Annotated in this window: 18 protein-coding genes; 11 read left to right on the top strand and 7 right to left on the bottom strand. The window is 63.9% G+C overall.

The window, feature by feature from the left end; all coding sequences use genetic code 11:
- Nucleotides 1-17: 17 nt before the first annotated feature.
- From AC2FNS_RS01055 to AC2FNS_RS01045, 3 genes are all read right to left on the bottom strand, one after another.
- A complete protein-coding gene (locus AC2FNS_RS01055) occupies nt 18-1,406 on the bottom strand; it encodes a DEAD/DEAH box helicase (protein ID WP_496803758.1) in 1,389 nt (462 codons plus the stop codon).
- Between the two features lie 451 nt (nt 1,407-1,857).
- Entirely contained in the window at nt 1,858-2,634 is a 777-nt protein-coding gene (locus AC2FNS_RS01050; RefSeq protein ID WP_496712840.1) for a YiiX/YebB-like N1pC/P60 family cysteine hydrolase, read from the bottom strand.
- A gap of 76 nt (nt 2,635-2,710) precedes the next feature.
- Complete coding sequence (locus AC2FNS_RS01045) at nt 2,711-4,318, bottom strand: peptide chain release factor 3 (RefSeq protein ID WP_496712842.1); 1,608 nt, start codon at nt 4,316-4,318, stop codon at nt 2,711-2,713.
- A gap of 109 nt (nt 4,319-4,427) precedes the next feature.
- On the opposite strand from AC2FNS_RS01045, the gene AC2FNS_RS01040 reads away from it, so the two are divergent.
- From AC2FNS_RS01040 to AC2FNS_RS01010, 7 genes are all read left to right on the top strand, one after another.
- Nucleotides 4,428-4,790, top strand: a complete 363-nt coding sequence (locus AC2FNS_RS01040) for a nuclear transport factor 2 family protein (RefSeq protein ID WP_496712844.1) — start codon at nt 4,428-4,430, stop codon at nt 4,788-4,790.
- A 75-nt stretch (nt 4,791-4,865) separates the two neighbouring features.
- Nucleotides 4,866-5,645 (top strand): SDR family oxidoreductase, encoded by a 780-nt coding sequence (locus AC2FNS_RS01035; protein WP_496712846.1) that lies wholly within the window; start codon nt 4,866-4,868, stop codon nt 5,643-5,645.
- Nucleotides 5,646-5,647: 2 nt separating this feature from the next.
- Nucleotides 5,648-6,760, top strand: a complete 1,113-nt coding sequence (locus AC2FNS_RS01030; protein WP_496712848.1) for a YhaZ family DNA alkylation repair protein — start codon at nt 5,648-5,650, stop codon at nt 6,758-6,760.
- Between the two features lie 85 nt (nt 6,761-6,845).
- Nucleotides 6,846-7,931 (top strand): ABC transporter ATP-binding protein, encoded by a 1,086-nt coding sequence (locus tag AC2FNS_RS01025; RefSeq protein ID WP_496678042.1) that lies wholly within the window; start codon nt 6,846-6,848, stop codon nt 7,929-7,931.
- Between the two features lie 123 nt (nt 7,932-8,054).
- Nucleotides 8,055-8,837, top strand: a complete 783-nt coding sequence (gene surE, locus AC2FNS_RS01020; RefSeq protein ID WP_496686266.1) for a 5'/3'-nucleotidase SurE — start codon at nt 8,055-8,057, stop codon at nt 8,835-8,837.
- A complete protein-coding gene (locus AC2FNS_RS01015; protein ID WP_496678044.1) occupies nt 8,834-9,484 on the top strand; it encodes a protein-L-isoaspartate(D-aspartate) O-methyltransferase in 651 nt (216 codons plus the stop codon). Before surE ends, AC2FNS_RS01015 begins: the two co-directional genes overlap by 4 nt.
- Nucleotides 9,485-9,546: 62 nt before the next feature.
- Nucleotides 9,547-10,698: a peptidoglycan DD-metalloendopeptidase family protein gene (locus AC2FNS_RS01010; protein WP_496712850.1), complete on the top strand. Its 1,152-nt coding sequence runs from the start codon at nt 9,547-9,549 to the stop codon at nt 10,696-10,698.
- Nucleotides 10,699-10,731: 33 nt separating this feature from the next.
- Here the strand turns inward: AC2FNS_RS01010 and AC2FNS_RS01005 are convergent, their stop codons facing one another.
- Entirely contained in the window at nt 10,732-11,403 is a 672-nt protein-coding gene (locus tag AC2FNS_RS01005) for a helix-turn-helix transcriptional regulator (protein ID WP_496686262.1), read from the bottom strand.
- A gap of 21 nt (nt 11,404-11,424) precedes the next feature.
- On the bottom strand, nt 11,425-11,730 hold the full coding sequence (locus tag AC2FNS_RS01000) for a hypothetical protein (RefSeq protein ID WP_496712851.1): 306 nt from the start codon (nt 11,728-11,730) through the stop codon (nt 11,425-11,427).
- A gap of 219 nt (nt 11,731-11,949) precedes the next feature.
- Here AC2FNS_RS01000 and AC2FNS_RS00995 point away from each other — a divergent pair, with 219 nt between their 5' ends.
- The 4 genes from AC2FNS_RS00995 to AC2FNS_RS00980 all read left to right on the top strand — a co-directional run bounded on the left by AC2FNS_RS00995 (nt 11,950) and on the right by AC2FNS_RS00980 (nt 14,466).
- Entirely contained in the window at nt 11,950-12,165 is a 216-nt protein-coding gene (locus AC2FNS_RS00995) for a twin-arginine translocase TatA/TatE family subunit (protein WP_496678054.1), read from the top strand.
- Between the two features lie 6 nt (nt 12,166-12,171).
- The gene (tatB, locus tag AC2FNS_RS00990) at nt 12,172-12,630 is read left to right on the top strand and encodes a Sec-independent protein translocase protein TatB (RefSeq protein ID WP_149774519.1); all 459 of its coding nucleotides are present in this window, start codon (nt 12,172-12,174) and stop codon (nt 12,628-12,630) included.
- Nucleotides 12,627-13,508 (top strand): twin-arginine translocase subunit TatC, encoded by an 882-nt coding sequence (gene tatC / locus AC2FNS_RS00985; protein WP_496686259.1) that lies wholly within the window; start codon nt 12,627-12,629, stop codon nt 13,506-13,508. Before tatB ends, tatC begins: the two co-directional genes overlap by 4 nt.
- 115 nt (nt 13,509-13,623) lie before the next feature.
- Nucleotides 13,624-14,466 (top strand): ATP-binding protein, encoded by an 843-nt coding sequence (locus tag AC2FNS_RS00980; protein ID WP_496712852.1) that lies wholly within the window; start codon nt 13,624-13,626, stop codon nt 14,464-14,466.
- Between the two features lie 58 nt (nt 14,467-14,524).
- Here the strand turns inward: AC2FNS_RS00980 and AC2FNS_RS00975 are convergent, their stop codons facing one another.
- Nucleotides 14,525-15,172: an SDR family NAD(P)-dependent oxidoreductase gene (locus tag AC2FNS_RS00975; protein WP_496678062.1), complete on the bottom strand. Its 648-nt coding sequence runs from the start codon at nt 15,170-15,172 to the stop codon at nt 14,525-14,527.
- 42 nt (nt 15,173-15,214) lie between these two features.
- Nucleotides 15,215-15,463 carry a hypothetical protein gene (locus tag AC2FNS_RS00970; protein ID WP_496712853.1) on the bottom strand — a complete coding sequence of 83 codons (249 nt, stop codon included), beginning with the start codon at nt 15,461-15,463 and terminating at the stop codon, nt 15,215-15,217.
- Nucleotides 15,464-15,575: the final 112 nt, after the last annotated feature.

Raw genomic sequence — 15,575 nt, 5'->3', positions numbered from 1 at the left:
TTTGCTGTGCAGGCCGGTCAGCCCGCGCGGCGTTCGTCAAAGCTGAGAGCGATGAAGCTGGGCAGGTGATCGCCCATGCCCACGACGGCCGTTCCGCCATCATCGCGGCGCCCACGTCCTTTGCCACGTTTTTCCTTGGCAGGTTTGTCGTTCGGGGCGGCGTCCTTGGCGGGCTTGTCTTTCTTGCCCTCATCCTTGCGGGTCGAGGCGCGCGATTTCTTTTCGGGCTTTTTGTCCTCGGCCTCGGCCGGTTCGGCCTGAACCGGGTTGTCGAGATGCGGGATTTCTTTCTGGATCAGCTTCTCGATCGCATCCAGCGCCTTTTCATCGCGGGCCGAGCAGATGGTGATCGCCTTGCCCTCGCGCCCGGCGCGGCCGGTGCGGCCGATGCGGTGCACATAATCCTCGGGGTGGCTGGGCACGTCGAAGTTGAACACATGGCTGACCGACGGAATGTCGAGCCCGCGCGCGGCCACGTCAGACGCCACCAGCAAACGCACTGAGCCCTCGCGGAACCCGTCCAGCGTTTTCATCCGCTGCGACTGGTCCAAATCGCCGTGGATCGGCGCGGCGTTGTAACCATATTTCTTGAGCGATTTCCCGGTGATATCCACATCGGTCTTGCGGTTGCAGAAGATGATGGCGTTGGTGCATTTGTCACCTTCGGCATCGATCAGTGCGCGCAGGACCTCGCGCTTGGTGCTGCCCTCGCGGTCACGGCGGCCGCCCTTGACCATCACGACACCCTGTTCGATGGTCTCGGACGCGGTGGCCTGACGAGCCACTTCGATCCGTGCCGGGGCCGACAGGAAAGTGTCGGTAATCCGCTCGATCTCGGGCGCCATGGTGGCCGAGAAGAACAGCGTCTGACGGGTAAAGGGCGTCAGCGAGAAGATGCGTTCGATATCGGGAATGAACCCCATGTCCAGCATCCGGTCAGCCTCGTCCACGACCATGATCTGCACGCCGGTCAGCAGCAGCTTGCCGCGTTCGAAATGGTCCAGCAGACGGCCGGGCGTGGCGATCAGAACGTCGACGCCACGGTCGATCAGGGCCTCTTGTTCTTTGAAGCTGACGCCGCCGATCAGCAGCGCTTTGGTCAGCTTCAGGTGCTTGGTGTAGGTGTCGAAGTTTTCCGCCACTTGCGCCGCTAGTTCCCGCGTCGGGCACAGCACCAGCGAACGCGGCATCCGCGCCCGGGCGCGGCCGCGCGCCAGCAGGGTGATCATCGGCAGGGTGAAGCTGGCGGTCTTGCCTGTGCCGGTTTGGGCGATACCCAGAACGTCTCGCCCTTCCAGCGCCGGTGGAATGGCGCCTTCCTGGATCGGGGTCGGGGTTTCGTAGCCGGCTTCCTCAATAGCTTTGAGGACCTTCGGGTTCAGGTTCAGATCGGTGAATTTCGTCATGTATGTCCGGTTCATGCGGACACTGACCTGGCCCGCGCGTATGAAAAATGCCGGGCCCGGATGGCCATGCGCACCATGCGCGTTTCGGCTTGGGTGCGGACATAACAAAAAGGTGTGGCAGGGTCAAATGAAGTCGCCTTCATGTGTGGCCGTCATCTGTGATTGGGCTTTTGGCGCGACAATTCAGCAACTTCCGGGGAAGTTTTTCAGTGGTTTCGCCTAGAGTTCCAGCTGCCGGTGCAGGATCATGCCCCGCACACCTTCGGGTCGGCACGGCCGGGTTCGTCGAAAAAGCTGCGCAGAGTGCGAAAGGTCGTACGGGCGTGCTAATCGAGGTGGATGTGGCACGCCCCGCATTCAGATGAGGGCGACACGGACGAGGATGTCGAAAGTGAAACCGCGACCATCGATGGCATCCCCCGAGGCGGCGAGGCCCGGTCGGGCGCAGTCGTCATGTCGCGGCGCTGCGGTTGGGTTCGGATGGCAGGGCATCGAGCCCGGGCGGCCGGTCCGACCAGGTCAGGGTGCGATAGTCGAACCCGTATTCGATCGTCGGTTTCACGATGCGGAAATAGGGCGACAGGTCAAAGTCGCGCGGGGCGAACAGCGAATGGTGCCGGATGCTGAGAATCTCGCGGGCCTGGCCGGCGTCGCAGTCTTCGGTCAGGACCGGCAGGATCGGATAGCGTACGCTCTGGAACGCCTCGGCGATCAGGGTCGAGCAGATGGCGCGGGTCGGGTCACCCGAGCCCAGTTCCAGCATCTTGCGGCGAAAACGGGCCGGAACCGGCGGGTTCGGAAGCAGATACCGCAGCAGGTCGAAGATGTTCTTCAGGTCATAGGTCTTGCCGATACTGCCGCGCATGAAGGCGATGATCTGCGCCTCGTCTTCCGGGGTCAGGCCGATGGGGCGGCAGATACGAGTATTGAGATGGGCGAAATGTGAAACCGGAACCGCGCGCACGCCCTCTTGCAGGTCGGCCTCGATCATCTGGGTGTCGGGGTCGTCGCCCCCGGCGTAGAAGGCCACATGCGACCAGGTCGAGTTGGTGAGATACTTGATCGCCGAGGCGACCCGGCTGTTGCCCTCGACCAGCAGCACGTCGCAGGGCCGCAGGGTGCGGCGCAGGCGTTCGGGCGTGGTGGTCGAAAAGCTCTGATACCCTTTCAGCGGCTTTTCGATGAACCGCGACAGTGTGCGCCCAACCGTGCCCAGAAGCCTGTTCATGCCGCATCCTCCGCGCTGTGTCCGACGGCAGTATACCGCCCAATCCGGTCCGGGCCGGATCACAAACCCGTTGATATTACGTCATCATCTCCTTGGTCGCGGTCAAGGACAGTTTGGGATAGTCGCGCACCACGCGGTCGATGTCCCACTGAAGCCGGGTCAGATAGACGATGTCGCCATCGTGGTCATGGGCGATGTGCTGCTTGTTGGCATTGGCGAACCTCTCGATCTCGGCCTTGTCGCCCGACACCCAGCGCGCGCTGGTGAATTGCGACGGCTCGAAGCGCACGGGCAGGCCGTATTCCAGTTCGATCCGGCTGGCCAGCACTTCGAATTGCAACGCCCCCACCACGCCGACGATGAAGCCCGAGCCGATCGACGGCTTGAAAACCTTGGCCGCCCCTTCCTCGGCAAACTGCATCAGCGCCTTTTCCAGGTGCTTGGCCTTCATCGGGTCGCCCGCGCGGACGCCCTGCAGAAGTTCGGGCGCGAAGGACGGGATGCCGGTCACGCGGATCGCCTCGCCCTCGGTCAGAGTGTCGCCGATGCGCAACTGTCCGTGGTTGGGGATGCCGATGATGTCGCCGGCCCAAGCCTCTTCGGCCAGTTCTCGGTCGGATGCGAGGAACAGCACCGGGTTCGACACCGCCATGGGCTTCTTGGTGCGCACATGGGTCAGCTTCATGCCGCGCTTGAAATGGCCGCTGGCCATGCGGACAAAGGCCACCCGGTCGCGGTGCTTGGGGTCCATGTTGGCCTGCACCTTGAAGACAAAGCCCGCCACCTTCTTTTCGTCCGGCGAAATCTGGCGCGGTTCGGCCGATTGCACCTGCGGCTGCGGGCCATATTGGCCGATACCCTCCATCAGTTCCTTGACGCCGAAAGAGTTGATGGCCGATCCGAACCAGATCGGGGTCATATGCCCTTCCAGAACCGCCTGCGGGTCCAGCGCGGGCAGCAGTTCGCGCGCCATCTCGACCTCTTCCAGCAGCTTGTCCAGCAGATGCGCGGGTACGTGCTCGGCCAGCTTGGGGTCTTCCAGCCCGTTGATCTCGATGCTTTCGGCCACCCTGTTGCGGTCGGCGCGGTCCATCAGCTCCAGCCGGTCGCGCAGCATGTCATAGCAGCCGATGAAATCGCGCCCCATGCCGATGGGCCAGCTGGCCGGGGTCACGTCGATGGCCAGCATTTCCTGGATCTCGTCGATGATCTCGAACGTATCGCGGCTTTCGCGGTCCATCTTGTTGCAGAAGGTCAGGATGGGCAGATCGCGCAGGCGGCAGACCTCGAACAGCTTCTGCGTCTGGCTTTCCACACCCTTGGCCCCGTCGATCACCATGACCGCGGCGTCAACGGCGGTCAGGGTGCGATAGGTGTCTTCGGAGAAGTCCGAGTGGCCGGGCGTATCGACCAGGTTGAACCGATAGGGGCCATAGTCAAACGACATGGCCGAGGCCGAGACCGAAATGCCCCGGTCCTTTTCCATCTGCATGAAGTCCGACCGCGTGCGCCGCGCCTCACCCTTGGCGCGCACCTGTCCGGCCATCTGGATGGCGCCGCCATACAGAAGAAACTTTTCGGTCAGGGTCGTCTTGCCCGCATCCGGGTGCGAGATGATGGCAAAGGTTCGGCGCCGGGCGATCTCGGGCGGCAGGGTGGGTTGGTTCGAGGCGGTATCAAGCATGACCGCGCGTATAGGCGGGGAATCCTGCCGAGGCAAGACAAAGGGGGTGGTTCGAATCGGGCGGATGTGCGACGAAGAACATATAGTGAACAAATAATGGAGTGGACCAATGAATTTAAAAGAAATCGCTCAGGAGCTGGTGGCCGGCTGCCGCGAGGACCGCGCCAAGGAGAATTTGGAAAAACTGTATGCTCCCGATGCCGTTTCGGTCGAAGCGATGGACATGCAGGGCATGGGCCGCGAGACCCACGGCATTGAAGGCATCCGAGGCAAGCACGACTGGTGGGAAGGCGCGCACGAGGTGTCGGGCGCGTCGGTCAGCGACCCGTTCCTGCATGGCGAAGACCGCTTCGCCGTGATCTTCGAGGTTCAGGGCAAGGTGAAGGAAACCGGTGAAGTCTTTGATATGAAAGAGGTCGGCGTCTATCACGTGGCAGATGGAAAGATCGTACGCGAAGAGTTCTTCTACTGATTTGCCGCTGCCAATCTGGTCTTCCTTGCCTAGCCGGTGCTAGACATGCGGGCAACAACAAACAGGGGGGATCAGATGGATCTGGGAATCAAAGGAAAACGCGCGCTGGTCTGTGCCAGCAGCAAGGGCTTGGGGCTGGGCTGCGCCGAGGCGCTGGCGGCCGAGGGCGTCGATCTGGTGATGAACGCGCGCGGGCCTGACGCGCTGGAGGCCCAGGCCGACCGGTTGCGCGCCGAACATGGCGTCGAGGTGCAGACCGTGGCCTGCGATGTGACCACGCCCGACGGTCAAGCGCAGGTGATCGAGGCCGCGCAGGGTGTTGATATCCTTGTGACAAACGCTGGTGGCCCGCCGCCTGGTCTGTGGTCGGACTGGGACCGCGAGGATTTCATCAAGGCGCTGGATGCCAACATGCTGACGCCGATTGCCTTTATGAAGGCGCTATTGCCGTCGATGATGGACAAGGGTTGGGGCCGCGTGGTCAACATCACCTCGCAATCCGTGCGGGCGCCGATCGCGGTGCTGGGCCTGTCGAACGCGGCGCGCACCGGGCTGACCGGCTATGTGGCCGGAACCGCGCGGCAGGTGGCGCCCTATGGCGTGACGATCAACAACCTGTTGCCGGGCATCCACGCCACCGACCGTGCGGATTCGTTGGATAGTGGCGTCGCGCAGCAAAAGGGAATCTCGCTGGACGAGGCACGGGCCGAACGCGCGGCCACGATCCCGGCGCGGCGTTACGGGACGCGGCAGGAATTCGGCGCGACCTGCGCGTTTCTGTGCTCACAACATGCCGGGTTCATCGTGGGGCAGAACATCCTGCTGGATGGCGGGGCGACCAACCTGACGATGTGACCGTGGCGCAGGGGTTTTCGCTGAAGGATCAACTGTTCAACGCGGAAAAGACCCGTTACCTGGCCGGCCTGTTCACGCAGGCCGACGCCGGTTTTGACGGCGACGCGTTCCACGCGCGGGTCATGTCGCGCCTGCCGGAGCTGGAGCTGAAGCAGCGGATCGCGTGGATTGCCGATTGTTTGCATGCGGCCTTTCCCGGCGCGCTGCCCGACGTAGCCCCGGTGATTCTGCGCGCCTTGCCGCCGCCTCTGGATCCGTCCCTTAGCGATGACGATTTCGGTGACTTCATCTTCGCCCCGCTGGGTGACTGGGTGGCGCAGGTCGGCGCGGACCATCCCGACCTGGCACTGGATGTCCTTGCGGAGCTGACCCAGCGGTTCTCGATGGAATGGGCAATCCGGCCCTTTCTGAACAGCCATCCCGATCTGGTGCTGGACCGGATGCAGGACTGGTGTAGGCATTCCAGCTATCACGTCCGGCGGCTGGTCTCCGAAGGCACGCGCCCGCGGCTGCCTTGGGGGCAGGCGGTCGGGCTGGACCTGACCGACCCACTGCCGCTGCTGGATCGGTTGCATTCGGACCCGACGCGCTATGTCACGCGGTCGGTAGCGAACCATCTCAACGACATCACCAAGAAAGACCCTGACCTGGCGCTGAACCGCCTGAAGGCGTGGCATGCCTCGGGCGCGCAAGACACTGACGAGATGCGGTGGATCACCGCACATGCGCTGCGCGGGCTGGTCAAGTCCGGCCATGGCGGGGCGATGGCGCTGCTGGGCTATGATCCCGACGCGCCGCTGGAGGTGGATGTTGCGGTGAATGGCGACGCCCGTATCGGCGGCGTTCTGGAGTTCACCGTCTCGGTTTCAGGTCCCGATGATCAACCGGTATTGATCGACTATATCGTTCATTTTCAGCGATCTGGGGGAAAAATCTCACCCAAGGTTCACAAGCTCAAGCAAGCCAATCTGTCAGATGGCCACCTGCAGCTGAGCAAGCGGCACAAGCTCAAGGGCGACGCCACCACGTTTCGGCTGGTCCCGGGGCCGCACAGGCTTGAGGTTCAAGTCAACGGCCGTGTCCGCGCGGGCGTGTCGTTCGAGCTGCTGGCATAGGCCTCTCTTGCGCCCGATGGGCCGGGTTGTTATCCCGACGCAAGCCCGATGAATTTGATCGGGAAAAGGCAATTGGGGTCCGTCGGTGGCAATCAATACAGCTCCTCCGCGATTGGAAATCCGCAATCTGGTCTGCCGGTTCGGCGGGCGCACGGTGGTCGATGATGTCTCTCTGACCGTTCAGGCGGGGCAGGTGACCTGTCTGCTGGGCCCGTCGGGCTGCGGCAAATCCACCACGTTGCGGGCGATCGCCGGGGTCGAGATGCAGGAGTCCGGCGAGATCTATGTCGACGGCAAGCTGATCTGCGACACCGTGTTCCGCGTGCCGCCCGAACGGCGCGAGATCGGGCTGATGTTCCAGGACTTCGCCCTGTTCCCGCACCTGAGCGTGGCCGACAACGTGGCCTTCGGCCTGAAGGGCGGCAAGGACGAGAAACGCGCCCGCGTCGAGGAGTTGTTGGGCAAGGTGGACCTGCTGCGCTATGTCGACGGGTTTCCTCATCAGTTGTCGGGGGGCGAGCAACAGCGGGTCGCGCTGGCCCGTGCGCTGGCGCCGCGTCCCCGGATCATGCTGATGGACGAGCCGTTCTCGGGCCTCGACAACCGTCTGCGCGATGGCATCCGCGACGAGACGCTGGCCATCCTCAAGGAAGAGGACGCCGCCGTGCTGCTGGTCACGCACGAGCCCGAAGAGGCCATGCGCATGGCGGACGAGATTGCTTTGATGCGGCGCGGCAGGATCGTGCAGCAGGGCGCGCCCTACAACGTGTATACCCGGCCGGTCGACAAGGCGGCGGTGGCGTTCTTCAGCGATGTCAACGTGTTGCGGTCACAGGTGAATGGGGCGCTGGCGGAAACGCCATTCGGACAGTTCCTGGCGCCGGGCATCCCCGACGGCACCAATGTCGAGATCGTGTTCCGCCCGCAGCATGTGCGGCTGGATTTCGACCGCAACGGCAAGGGGCCGCTGCCCACCGCCACCGACGGCGTTCCGGCCCGCGGCGTGGTCGAGCGGGCGCGGTTCCTGGGCAACGAAAGCCTGATCGAGTTTCGCATGGACTATGACGGCTCGATCCTGAAGGTCACCGTGCCCAACGTGTTCGTGCCCAATCCGGGTCGGGTGATGTGGCTGACCATCCGCCGCGACAAGTGTTTCGTTTTTCCGGCCTGACCGCCCTGCGCCGTCGATTTCTCCGCAAGTGGTGCGCGAATGCCGCAGAAAGGGCCGGGGCGTCGCTTGCCGCGTTCGGTGGCTGCGTCTATCAAGGGCCAAACGCGGGGGCACAGCAGGCAGATGCGCATACTTCTGACGAATGATGACGGGATAAACGCGCCGGGGCTGATGACGCTGGAGGCGATCGCTGCAGATCTGGCCGGGCCCGAGGGCGAGGTCTGGGTAGTGGCGCCTGCTTTCGAGCAGTCGGGGGTGGGCCATTGCATCAGCTATACCCATCCGATGATGATCGCCAAGCTGGGCGAGCGTCGGTTCGCCGCCGAGGGCTCGCCCGCCGACTGTGTTCTGGCCGGGCTGCACGAGGTGATGAAGGACGCCCGGCCCGATCTGGTCCTGTCCGGGGTGAACCGGGGCAACAATTCGGCCGAGAACACGTTGTATTCCGGCACCATCGGCGGCGCGATGGAGGCCGCCTTGCAGGGCATACCCGCGATTGCCCTGTCGCAGTATTTCGGGCCGCGCAATCTAGGGCTCGAGGATCCGTTCCAGGCCGCCGCGCGTCACGGCGCCGACCTGGTGCGGCGCATCCTTGCGGCCACGCCGCCCGAGCAGGAAGACTACCGGCTGTTCTACAACGTGAATTTCCCGCCCGTTCCCGCCGACGAGGTGCTGGGCACCCGCGTCGTGCGCCAGGGCTTTCGGCGCGACACGCATTTCTCGGTCGAGCCGCACACCTCGCCTTCGGGGCGGCGGTTCCTGTGGATCAAGGGCGGCTATCAGCACAACCCCACCGCGCCCGGCACCGACGCGGCGGCCAATCTGGAAGGTTACATCTCGGTCACGCCGATGCGGGCCGATCTGACGGCGCATGACGCGCTTGACGCTTTGAAGACGATCGAATGACTGGACCGGACCCGGAAACCAAGATGCAGTTCCTGTTTGCCCTGCGCTCGCGCGGGGTGACGGATGCGCGCGTTCTGGACGCGATGGAGCAGATCGACCGTGGCAGGTTCGTCCGCGGCCTGTTCGCGGAACGGGCCTATGAGGACACGCCGCTGCCGATTGCCTGCGGTCAGACGATCAGCCAGCCCTCGGTCGTTGGGCTGATGACGCAGGCGCTGCAGGTCACGCCGCGGGACAAGGTGCTCGAGGTGGGCACCGGGTCGGGCTATCAGGCGGCGGTTTTGGCCAAGCTGGCACGCCGGGTCTACACGGTCGAGCGCCACAAGCGCCTGGTGCGCGAAACCGGAGAGCTGTTTCGCGAGTTGGGATTGACCAACATTACCGCGATGCATTCAGACGGATCCTTTGGATTGCCCGAACAGGCCCCCTTTGACCGGATTATCGTGACCGCCGCCGCCGAGGATCCGCCCGGGCCGCTCTTGGCGCAGTTGAAAATCGGCGGTATCATGGTGTTGCCCGTGGGGCAGTCGGATGCGGTGCAGACCCTGATCCGGGTCACCAGAACCGAGTCCGGCTTCGACTATGACGAATTGTTGCCCGTCCGATTCGTGCCCTTGTTGGAGGGGCTTGGCAGGGACGAAGCGTAGAAGCCGTAGCAAAAAGGGCGCCAGAACCCCGGCAAACAGGGGCAGGTGTTGAGGACAGAGACATGAGAGCAGTTTCCAGGTCAGTCTTGGGTCGTGGCGCGTCGGCGCTGGCCACGGTCGCGGTGCTTGCCGGGTGCGAGGGGCCGCTGGATTACGATTTGCGGGGTCAGGTCGGCGGGTTTTCGACCACCCCGGCCGCCTTGTCGGCCACAGCAGACCGCCCGGCGCCCGATGCGCGCGGGGTGATCACCTATCCCACCTACCAGGTGGCGGTGGCCCGGCGGGGCGATACGGTCGGGACGGTCGCGGCGCGGGTCGGCCTGCCCGAGGCCGAACTGGCCCGGTTCAACGGATTGCTGCCCAGCGACCAACTGCGCGAGGGCGAGGTTCTGGCCTTGCCCCGGTCGGTCGGGGCCGGGGTGGGCAATGTCGATATCGCCTCGATCGCAACGACGGCCATCGAGCAGGCGCCGGATACGGGCGGCGTGCGTGTCTCGACGCTGGAACCGGTCAAACCTGCGCCGGTCACCTCGACGGACGAGCCGATCCGCCACAAGGTCAAGCGCGGCGAGACGGCCTATACCATTTCCCGCCTGTACCAGGTGCCGGTGGATGCGCTGGCCGAATGGAACGGCCTGGGCCCCGATTTCACCGTGCGCGAGGGGCAATACCTGCTGATTCCAGTCAAGGACCAGGCCGCGCCGCGACAGGCGGCCGTGCCCGCGGCAACGGCGGTGACCGAGCCGGGGCAGGGGTCTCCGACACCCACGCCGCCCAGTGCCACCCAGCCCCTGCCGGATGAAAAGATCGCACCGCCGGCCCCCGCGCCGGACGTTACCGCCGAGGCGCCGACCCAGACCAGCGCTTCGGCCCTGGCGATGCCGGTCACCGGCAAGATCATCCGGCCCTATGCCAAGGGCAAGAACGAGGGGATCGATATTGCCGGCAGCCCCGGCACACCGGTCAAGGCCGCCGAGGCCGGCACCGTGGCCGCGATCACGGCCGATGCCGACCAGATCCCGATCATCGTGGTCAAGCACAGCAACGATCTGCTGACGGTCTATGCGAATGTCGAGGGGATCTCGGTTAAGAAAGGCGACCGGGTCAGCCGCGGCCAGAGCATTGCCAAGCTGCGCGGCGGCGAAAACGCCTATGTGCATTTCGAGGTGCGCGAAGGCTTTGAGTCGGTGGATCCGGAAACCTATCTGCGCTGAAAATTCGGCGCGATCTTTCGGGGCTGACGGGCATCAGGCGGTCGGGTCGTAATCGGCCAGCCGCTTTCCGGGCTCATCGGCAAAGATCTCGGGCAAGGGCGTGACGCTTTCGATTAGGTCAATGCGGAACACGCGGAAGGCATCGCGCAGCTCGCACCAGGCGGTCAGGGTCCAGACCCTGCCCCAGTATTCCATGTGCAAGGGGCGGATTGTGCGTTCGGTCAGGGTTCCGTCGATGCGCCGGTAGGTCAGCCGCAGTTTCTGGCGCGATTTGATGGCCGCTCGGATCGGCGCCATATGCGCCAGCCCGCGCGCGGCATCGGCAAAGGGATAGACGGCGAATTTCCACGCATCCGCCTCGGCCACCACCTGGGTGGGCAGTACTGCGTCGATCTTGGCGGCTAGCGACTCCGCGGCGGCCTTCAGGTCGGGGTCGGCGGCCTCGGCCACGATCGCCATGCCGAGGTTCAGGGCCTCAAGCTCGGCCGGGCTGAGGTTCAGCGGGGGCAGGGTGATCTGCTCGCGCACCATGTAACCCACACCGCGTTCGCCCTGGACGGGAACGCCCGAAGCCACCAGTGTGTCCATATCGCGATAGATGGTGCGGACCGAAACCTCGAGCCGGTCCGCGATGTCCTGCGCGCGGTGCAGTTTGCCGTCGCGCAGGATCTGGATGATGTCGAACAGGCGGTCAGTGCGGCGCATGACACGCCGTCCGGACCGCGATCAGGCGGTCATGTTCCATAGCACTTTCTCATGGCGCATCTGGATGCTGGCGGGGTCGATCGCCGCCATCAGACCGGCGGCAAAATCCTGCTGTGGGAACTGCGCTGCGGCGTCCTGTGCGGCCTCCATGTCGGTCCAGATGACATAATCGGTCCAGCGGCCATCCTCGCCCTGGCTCAACTGTCGGTGGGCAAAGCCGCGAGCCGCACGCACGAAGGCCTCGGTCGTCTGGCTGAGCCTGACGAACTCTTCCGGCGTGGTGCCATCAGCGAGGGTGAAGGTGACGATTTCAGCAACATGGGTCATGTGAGTCTCCGTTGACCAGGTTTCGATGCCCTGTTCCTAGTCGTCTGCAACTGACATAAACCTGTCAGTTGAAAATTGCCAGCCCGCAAAAACCACATGAGCGGCCCGGATTTGAACGCGGATTTGACTTGCGTCACTTTTTTCGATGGCCCGGTGGGCGTAGACACGAAGTCAGATCACATTCCCGGCGCGTTGCGCCGACGTAGAAGGAGAAGAGACATGCTCAACAATATCGGCCTTCCCGGCCTCCTGCTGATCGCCGTCGTGGTGCTGGTGCTGTTTGGCCGCGGCAAGATCAGCTCGTTGATGGGTGAGGTGGGCAAAGGCATCACCGCATTCAAGAAAGGCGTCAAGGAAGGCGGCGAGGAGATCGAACAGGACGCGTCTGAGCTGGCCAAGGATGTCACGCCCGAGACCGACAAAGACAAGGTCTGATCGCCCATGTTTGATCTGGGCTGGACCGAGCTGCTGGTCATCGGCATCGTTGCCCTGATCGTCGTGGGGCCCAAGGACCTGCCGGTTCTGTTCCGCAATGTCGGACGGTTCATCGGCAAGGCCCGTGGCATGGCGCGCGAATTTTCAAGCGCCATGAACGAGGCGGCCGACCAGGCGGGCGTGAACGATATCAAGAAAGGTCTGGACGCGGCCACCAACCCGGTGGGCAGTGCGATGGATGGCGTCAAGCAGGCCGCGCAGGACATGGCCAAGAGCATGGATCCGACCAAGTTCGACCCCGACAGCGAAACCGGCAAACTGGCCGCTGAACGCGCCGAGCAGGCCAAGAAGATCCAGGCTGCCACCGCCCGTGCCGCCGCCGAGCGCAAGGCGAAAGAAGCCGCCGAGGCCCTGGCCAAGGCCGAAGAGGCCGAAGCCGCGCTGAAAACCGAAGGCAAGACATGAGCAAGACCGACGAGATCGAGGATACCTCGGCCCCCCTGATCGAGCATCTGGCCGAGCTGCGCACGCGTCTGATCCACAGCGTCGTGGCCTTTTTGATCGGTATGATCATCTGTTTCACGGTAGCCACGCCGATCTTCAACTTTCTGACCCAGCCCCTGTGCGATGTTCTGTCCGAGCGCGGACAGGACTGCGACCTGATCTTCATTTCGCCGCAGGAGGGCTTCTTCGTGGCGATCAAGGTCTCGCTCCTGGGTGGGTTCATTCTGGCCTTTCCATATATCGGCATGCAGATGTGGCGGTTCGTGGCGCCGGGGCTCTACCGGTCCGAGAAGAACGCCTTCCTGCCATTCCTGCTGGCCTCGCCCTTCATGTTCCTGCTGGGCGCGAGCTTTGCCTTTTACGTGGTCACCCCGCTGGCCTATGACTTCTTCCTTGGATTCCAGCAATTCGGGGCCGAGGGTGAGGCTGTCGCCGAAGGCGCATCCGCGCCGCTGAGCGTGGTGTTCCAAGGTTCGGCGCAGGAATATCTGAACCTGACGATCAAGTTCATCGTGGCCTTCGGTCTGTGCTTCCAGCTTCCGGTTTTGTTGACCCTGATGGGCAAGGCCGGGCTGGTCAGCGCCGAAGGTTTGGGCGCGGTGCGCAAATATGCCGTGGTGGGCATTCTGGTTCTGGCCGCCATCGTGACCCCGCCGGACGTGATCACCCAGATCATTCTGTTCGTTGTGGTCTACGGCCTGTACGAGATTTCGATCTTCCTGGTGGCCCGGGTCGAGAAAAAGCGCGAAGAACAGCTGCGGGCCGACGGCTATTATGACGATGAAGAAGCAGCCGATGACGAGCTGATGGCAGAGTTTGAGGCCGAAGACGACAAGTAAACCCGAGCAGTGAATGGGGAAGGGCGCGCCTTGACGGGTGCGCCCTTTCTTCATCCGGGTCTTGTTGGCGGCCCATGAACGTGGTTGAAATCGGCCGCAAGACTTCGGAGGACCCATGGACGACCAAGCCCTGAACCGCATTGCCGACGCATTGGAACGCATGGCCCCGGCGCCGATGGCTGCGCCTGATTTCTCGGCCGCCCCCGCTTTTGTCTGGCACATTGCGCCCGACCGGCTGGAGCCGGTGCACCATGTCAACCGCGTTGATCTTGACCTGCTGGTGGGCATCAACCGGTCGCGCGATACGCTGTTGGACAACACGCGCCGCTTCGCGGCCGGGTACAAGGCAAACAACGCGCTGTTGTGGGGTGCCCGCGGTATGGGCAAGTCCAGCCTTGTCAAGGCGGTGCACGGCACCCTTCAGCCCGAGTTTCCCGACCTGAAGCTGGTTGAGCTTCAGCGCGAGGACATGGGCTCGGTCGCGCGGTTGCTGAACCACCTGCGCGCTGCACCTTTCCGGTTCATCCTGTTCTGCGACGACTTGTCGTTCAGCCATGACGATCAGCACTACAAGTCGCTGAAGGCCGTACTGGATGGCGGGATCGAGGGTCGGCCCGAAAACGTGGTGTTCTATGCCACGTCGAACCGCCGCCACCTGATGCCGCGCGACATGATCGAAAACGAACGCTCGAGCGCGATCAACCCGTCCGAGGCAGTCGAGGAAAAGGTTTCGCTGTCCGACCGGTTCGGCTTGTGGCTGGGGTTTCACCCCTGCGATCAGGACGAATACCTTGCGATGATCGACCGGTATTGCGCGGCTTATGGCGTCAGCGTCGATGCCGACGCTCTGCGGGCCGAAGCGATCGAATGGCAGGCCACGCGCGGCGCGCGTTCGGGCCGGGTGGCGTGGCAGTTCTTTGTCGATCTGGCGGGCCGGCAGGGCGTCCATATCGAATGAAAACGGCGCCCGTCATGGGGGCGCCGCTGCAACTTGCAAGGGATCTGGCCGAACGGTCTCAGCCCAGCATGGATAGCAGGCGCGCGGCCTCGTCCGAGGGGCTGGCCAGCTTCGACCGATCCTCACCCGGGAAGAAACGCGCGCGCAGGGCTGTGGCCATAGGCCTGGGCTGCAGAACATGAACCTTTGGCCCGGTGCGCACGGTTTCGGCGGCCCAGCTGCGCGCCATGGCAATCTGCGCAGCCTTGGTTGCGCCATAGGTGGCGCAGAACTTCTCGCCGGCACGCGGGTCGTCAAAGAACACCGCCTGTCCAGCCTCACCCAGCAGGGGCGCGACATAGGGAATCAGAACCGAAGTCGCGGAGGCGTTCACGTCCACGGATTTCTGCCAATCCTTGGGGTCGATGAAATTCGCAGGCGTCAGCGGTGCGGTGTGGATGGCCGTGTGCAGCCACAGGTCCAGCTTGCCCCAGCGGTCATGGATGCCGCGGCACAGTGTGGCCATGGCATTGGGGTCGGCGATATCCATCGGCGCCAGGGTGGCCGCGCCTCCTTGGGACTTGATGCGGTCATCCAGATCTTCCAGCCCGCCTGTGGTGCGGGCAACGGCGACGATGTGGTATTCGGGTGCCAGCGCCTCGGCCAGGGCGGCTCCCAGCCCACGCGACGCGCCGGTAACAAGGGCAATTTTGGTCTGATCGGTCATGCGCGGGGTTTGAACCCAAGCGCGCAGCCCGTCAAGCCCGGATCAGCTTCCGGGGACGGCGATGCGCTGGGTCCGGCCGCTTTGTCGCAGTATGATGCCGTCCTTGTCGATGGCCACGATCGTGCCCGAACCAAAGCGGCTGCCTGTCTTGACCTCTTTAACCCGTCCCGACGATGAGCGCATCAGGGCGCGCATGTCGTTCTGCGGGCCAAAGACGCCCAGGACGGTCGTACCATTCTTGCTGAGCGCGCCCTTCTGCGTGGCCGCGCTGTCGACTCGGGGATTTGCCATGTGAACTGGCCGGCCCGGTGGCCCGGCCTCCGTGTGATTGCGTGAGTGAGCAGCCGGCTGGCTAGCAGAGCCAAAGGGGAAGGAAAAGCCGGTGCAGCAGCTTTCGGCCATC

The organism is Ruegeria sp. BHSA191, from assembly GCF_059613325.1.
The sequence above is the reverse complement of the archived record's forward strand: the minus strand, read 5'-3'. Positions and strand labels throughout refer to the sequence as shown.

What these genes read in the sequence shown, in the direction of transcription:
- AC2FNS_RS01000 (WP_496712851.1), bottom strand. Translation starts at nt 11,730, where the DNA reads ATGACCCATGTTGCTGAAATCGTCACCTTCACCCTCGCTGATGGCACC.
- AC2FNS_RS01045 (WP_496712842.1), bottom strand. Translation starts at nt 4,318, where the DNA reads ATGCTTGATACCGCCTCGAACCAACCCACCCTGCCGCCCGAGATCGCC.
- AC2FNS_RS01005 (WP_496686262.1), bottom strand. Translation starts at nt 11,403, where the DNA reads ATGCGCCGCACTGACCGCCTGTTCGACATCATCCAGATCCTGCGCGAC.
- surE (WP_496686266.1), top strand. Translation starts at nt 8,055, where the DNA reads ATGCGCATACTTCTGACGAATGATGACGGGATAAACGCGCCGGGGCTG.
- AC2FNS_RS00975 (WP_496678062.1), bottom strand. Translation starts at nt 15,172, where the DNA reads ATGACCGATCAGACCAAAATTGCCCTTGTTACCGGCGCGTCGCGTGGG.
- AC2FNS_RS00980 (WP_496712852.1), top strand. Translation starts at nt 13,624, where the DNA reads ATGGACGACCAAGCCCTGAACCGCATTGCCGACGCATTGGAACGCATG.
- AC2FNS_RS01015 (WP_496678044.1), top strand. Translation starts at nt 8,834, where the DNA reads ATGACTGGACCGGACCCGGAAACCAAGATGCAGTTCCTGTTTGCCCTG.
- AC2FNS_RS01035 (WP_496712846.1), top strand. Translation starts at nt 4,866, where the DNA reads ATGGATCTGGGAATCAAAGGAAAACGCGCGCTGGTCTGTGCCAGCAGC.
- AC2FNS_RS01050 (WP_496712840.1), bottom strand. Translation starts at nt 2,634, where the DNA reads ATGAACAGGCTTCTGGGCACGGTTGGGCGCACACTGTCGCGGTTCATC.
- AC2FNS_RS01055 (WP_496803758.1), bottom strand. Translation starts at nt 1,406, where the DNA reads ATGACGAAATTCACCGATCTGAACCTGAACCCGAAGGTCCTCAAAGCT.
- AC2FNS_RS01040 (WP_496712844.1), top strand. Translation starts at nt 4,428, where the DNA reads ATGAATTTAAAAGAAATCGCTCAGGAGCTGGTGGCCGGCTGCCGCGAG.
- tatB (WP_149774519.1), top strand. Translation starts at nt 12,172, where the DNA reads ATGTTTGATCTGGGCTGGACCGAGCTGCTGGTCATCGGCATCGTTGCC.
- AC2FNS_RS00970 (WP_496712853.1), bottom strand. Translation starts at nt 15,463, where the DNA reads ATGGCAAATCCCCGAGTCGACAGCGCGGCCACGCAGAAGGGCGCGCTC.
- tatC (WP_496686259.1), top strand. Translation starts at nt 12,627, where the DNA reads ATGAGCAAGACCGACGAGATCGAGGATACCTCGGCCCCCCTGATCGAG.
- AC2FNS_RS01010 (WP_496712850.1), top strand. Translation starts at nt 9,547, where the DNA reads ATGAGAGCAGTTTCCAGGTCAGTCTTGGGTCGTGGCGCGTCGGCGCTG.
- AC2FNS_RS00995 (WP_496678054.1), top strand. Translation starts at nt 11,950, where the DNA reads ATGCTCAACAATATCGGCCTTCCCGGCCTCCTGCTGATCGCCGTCGTG.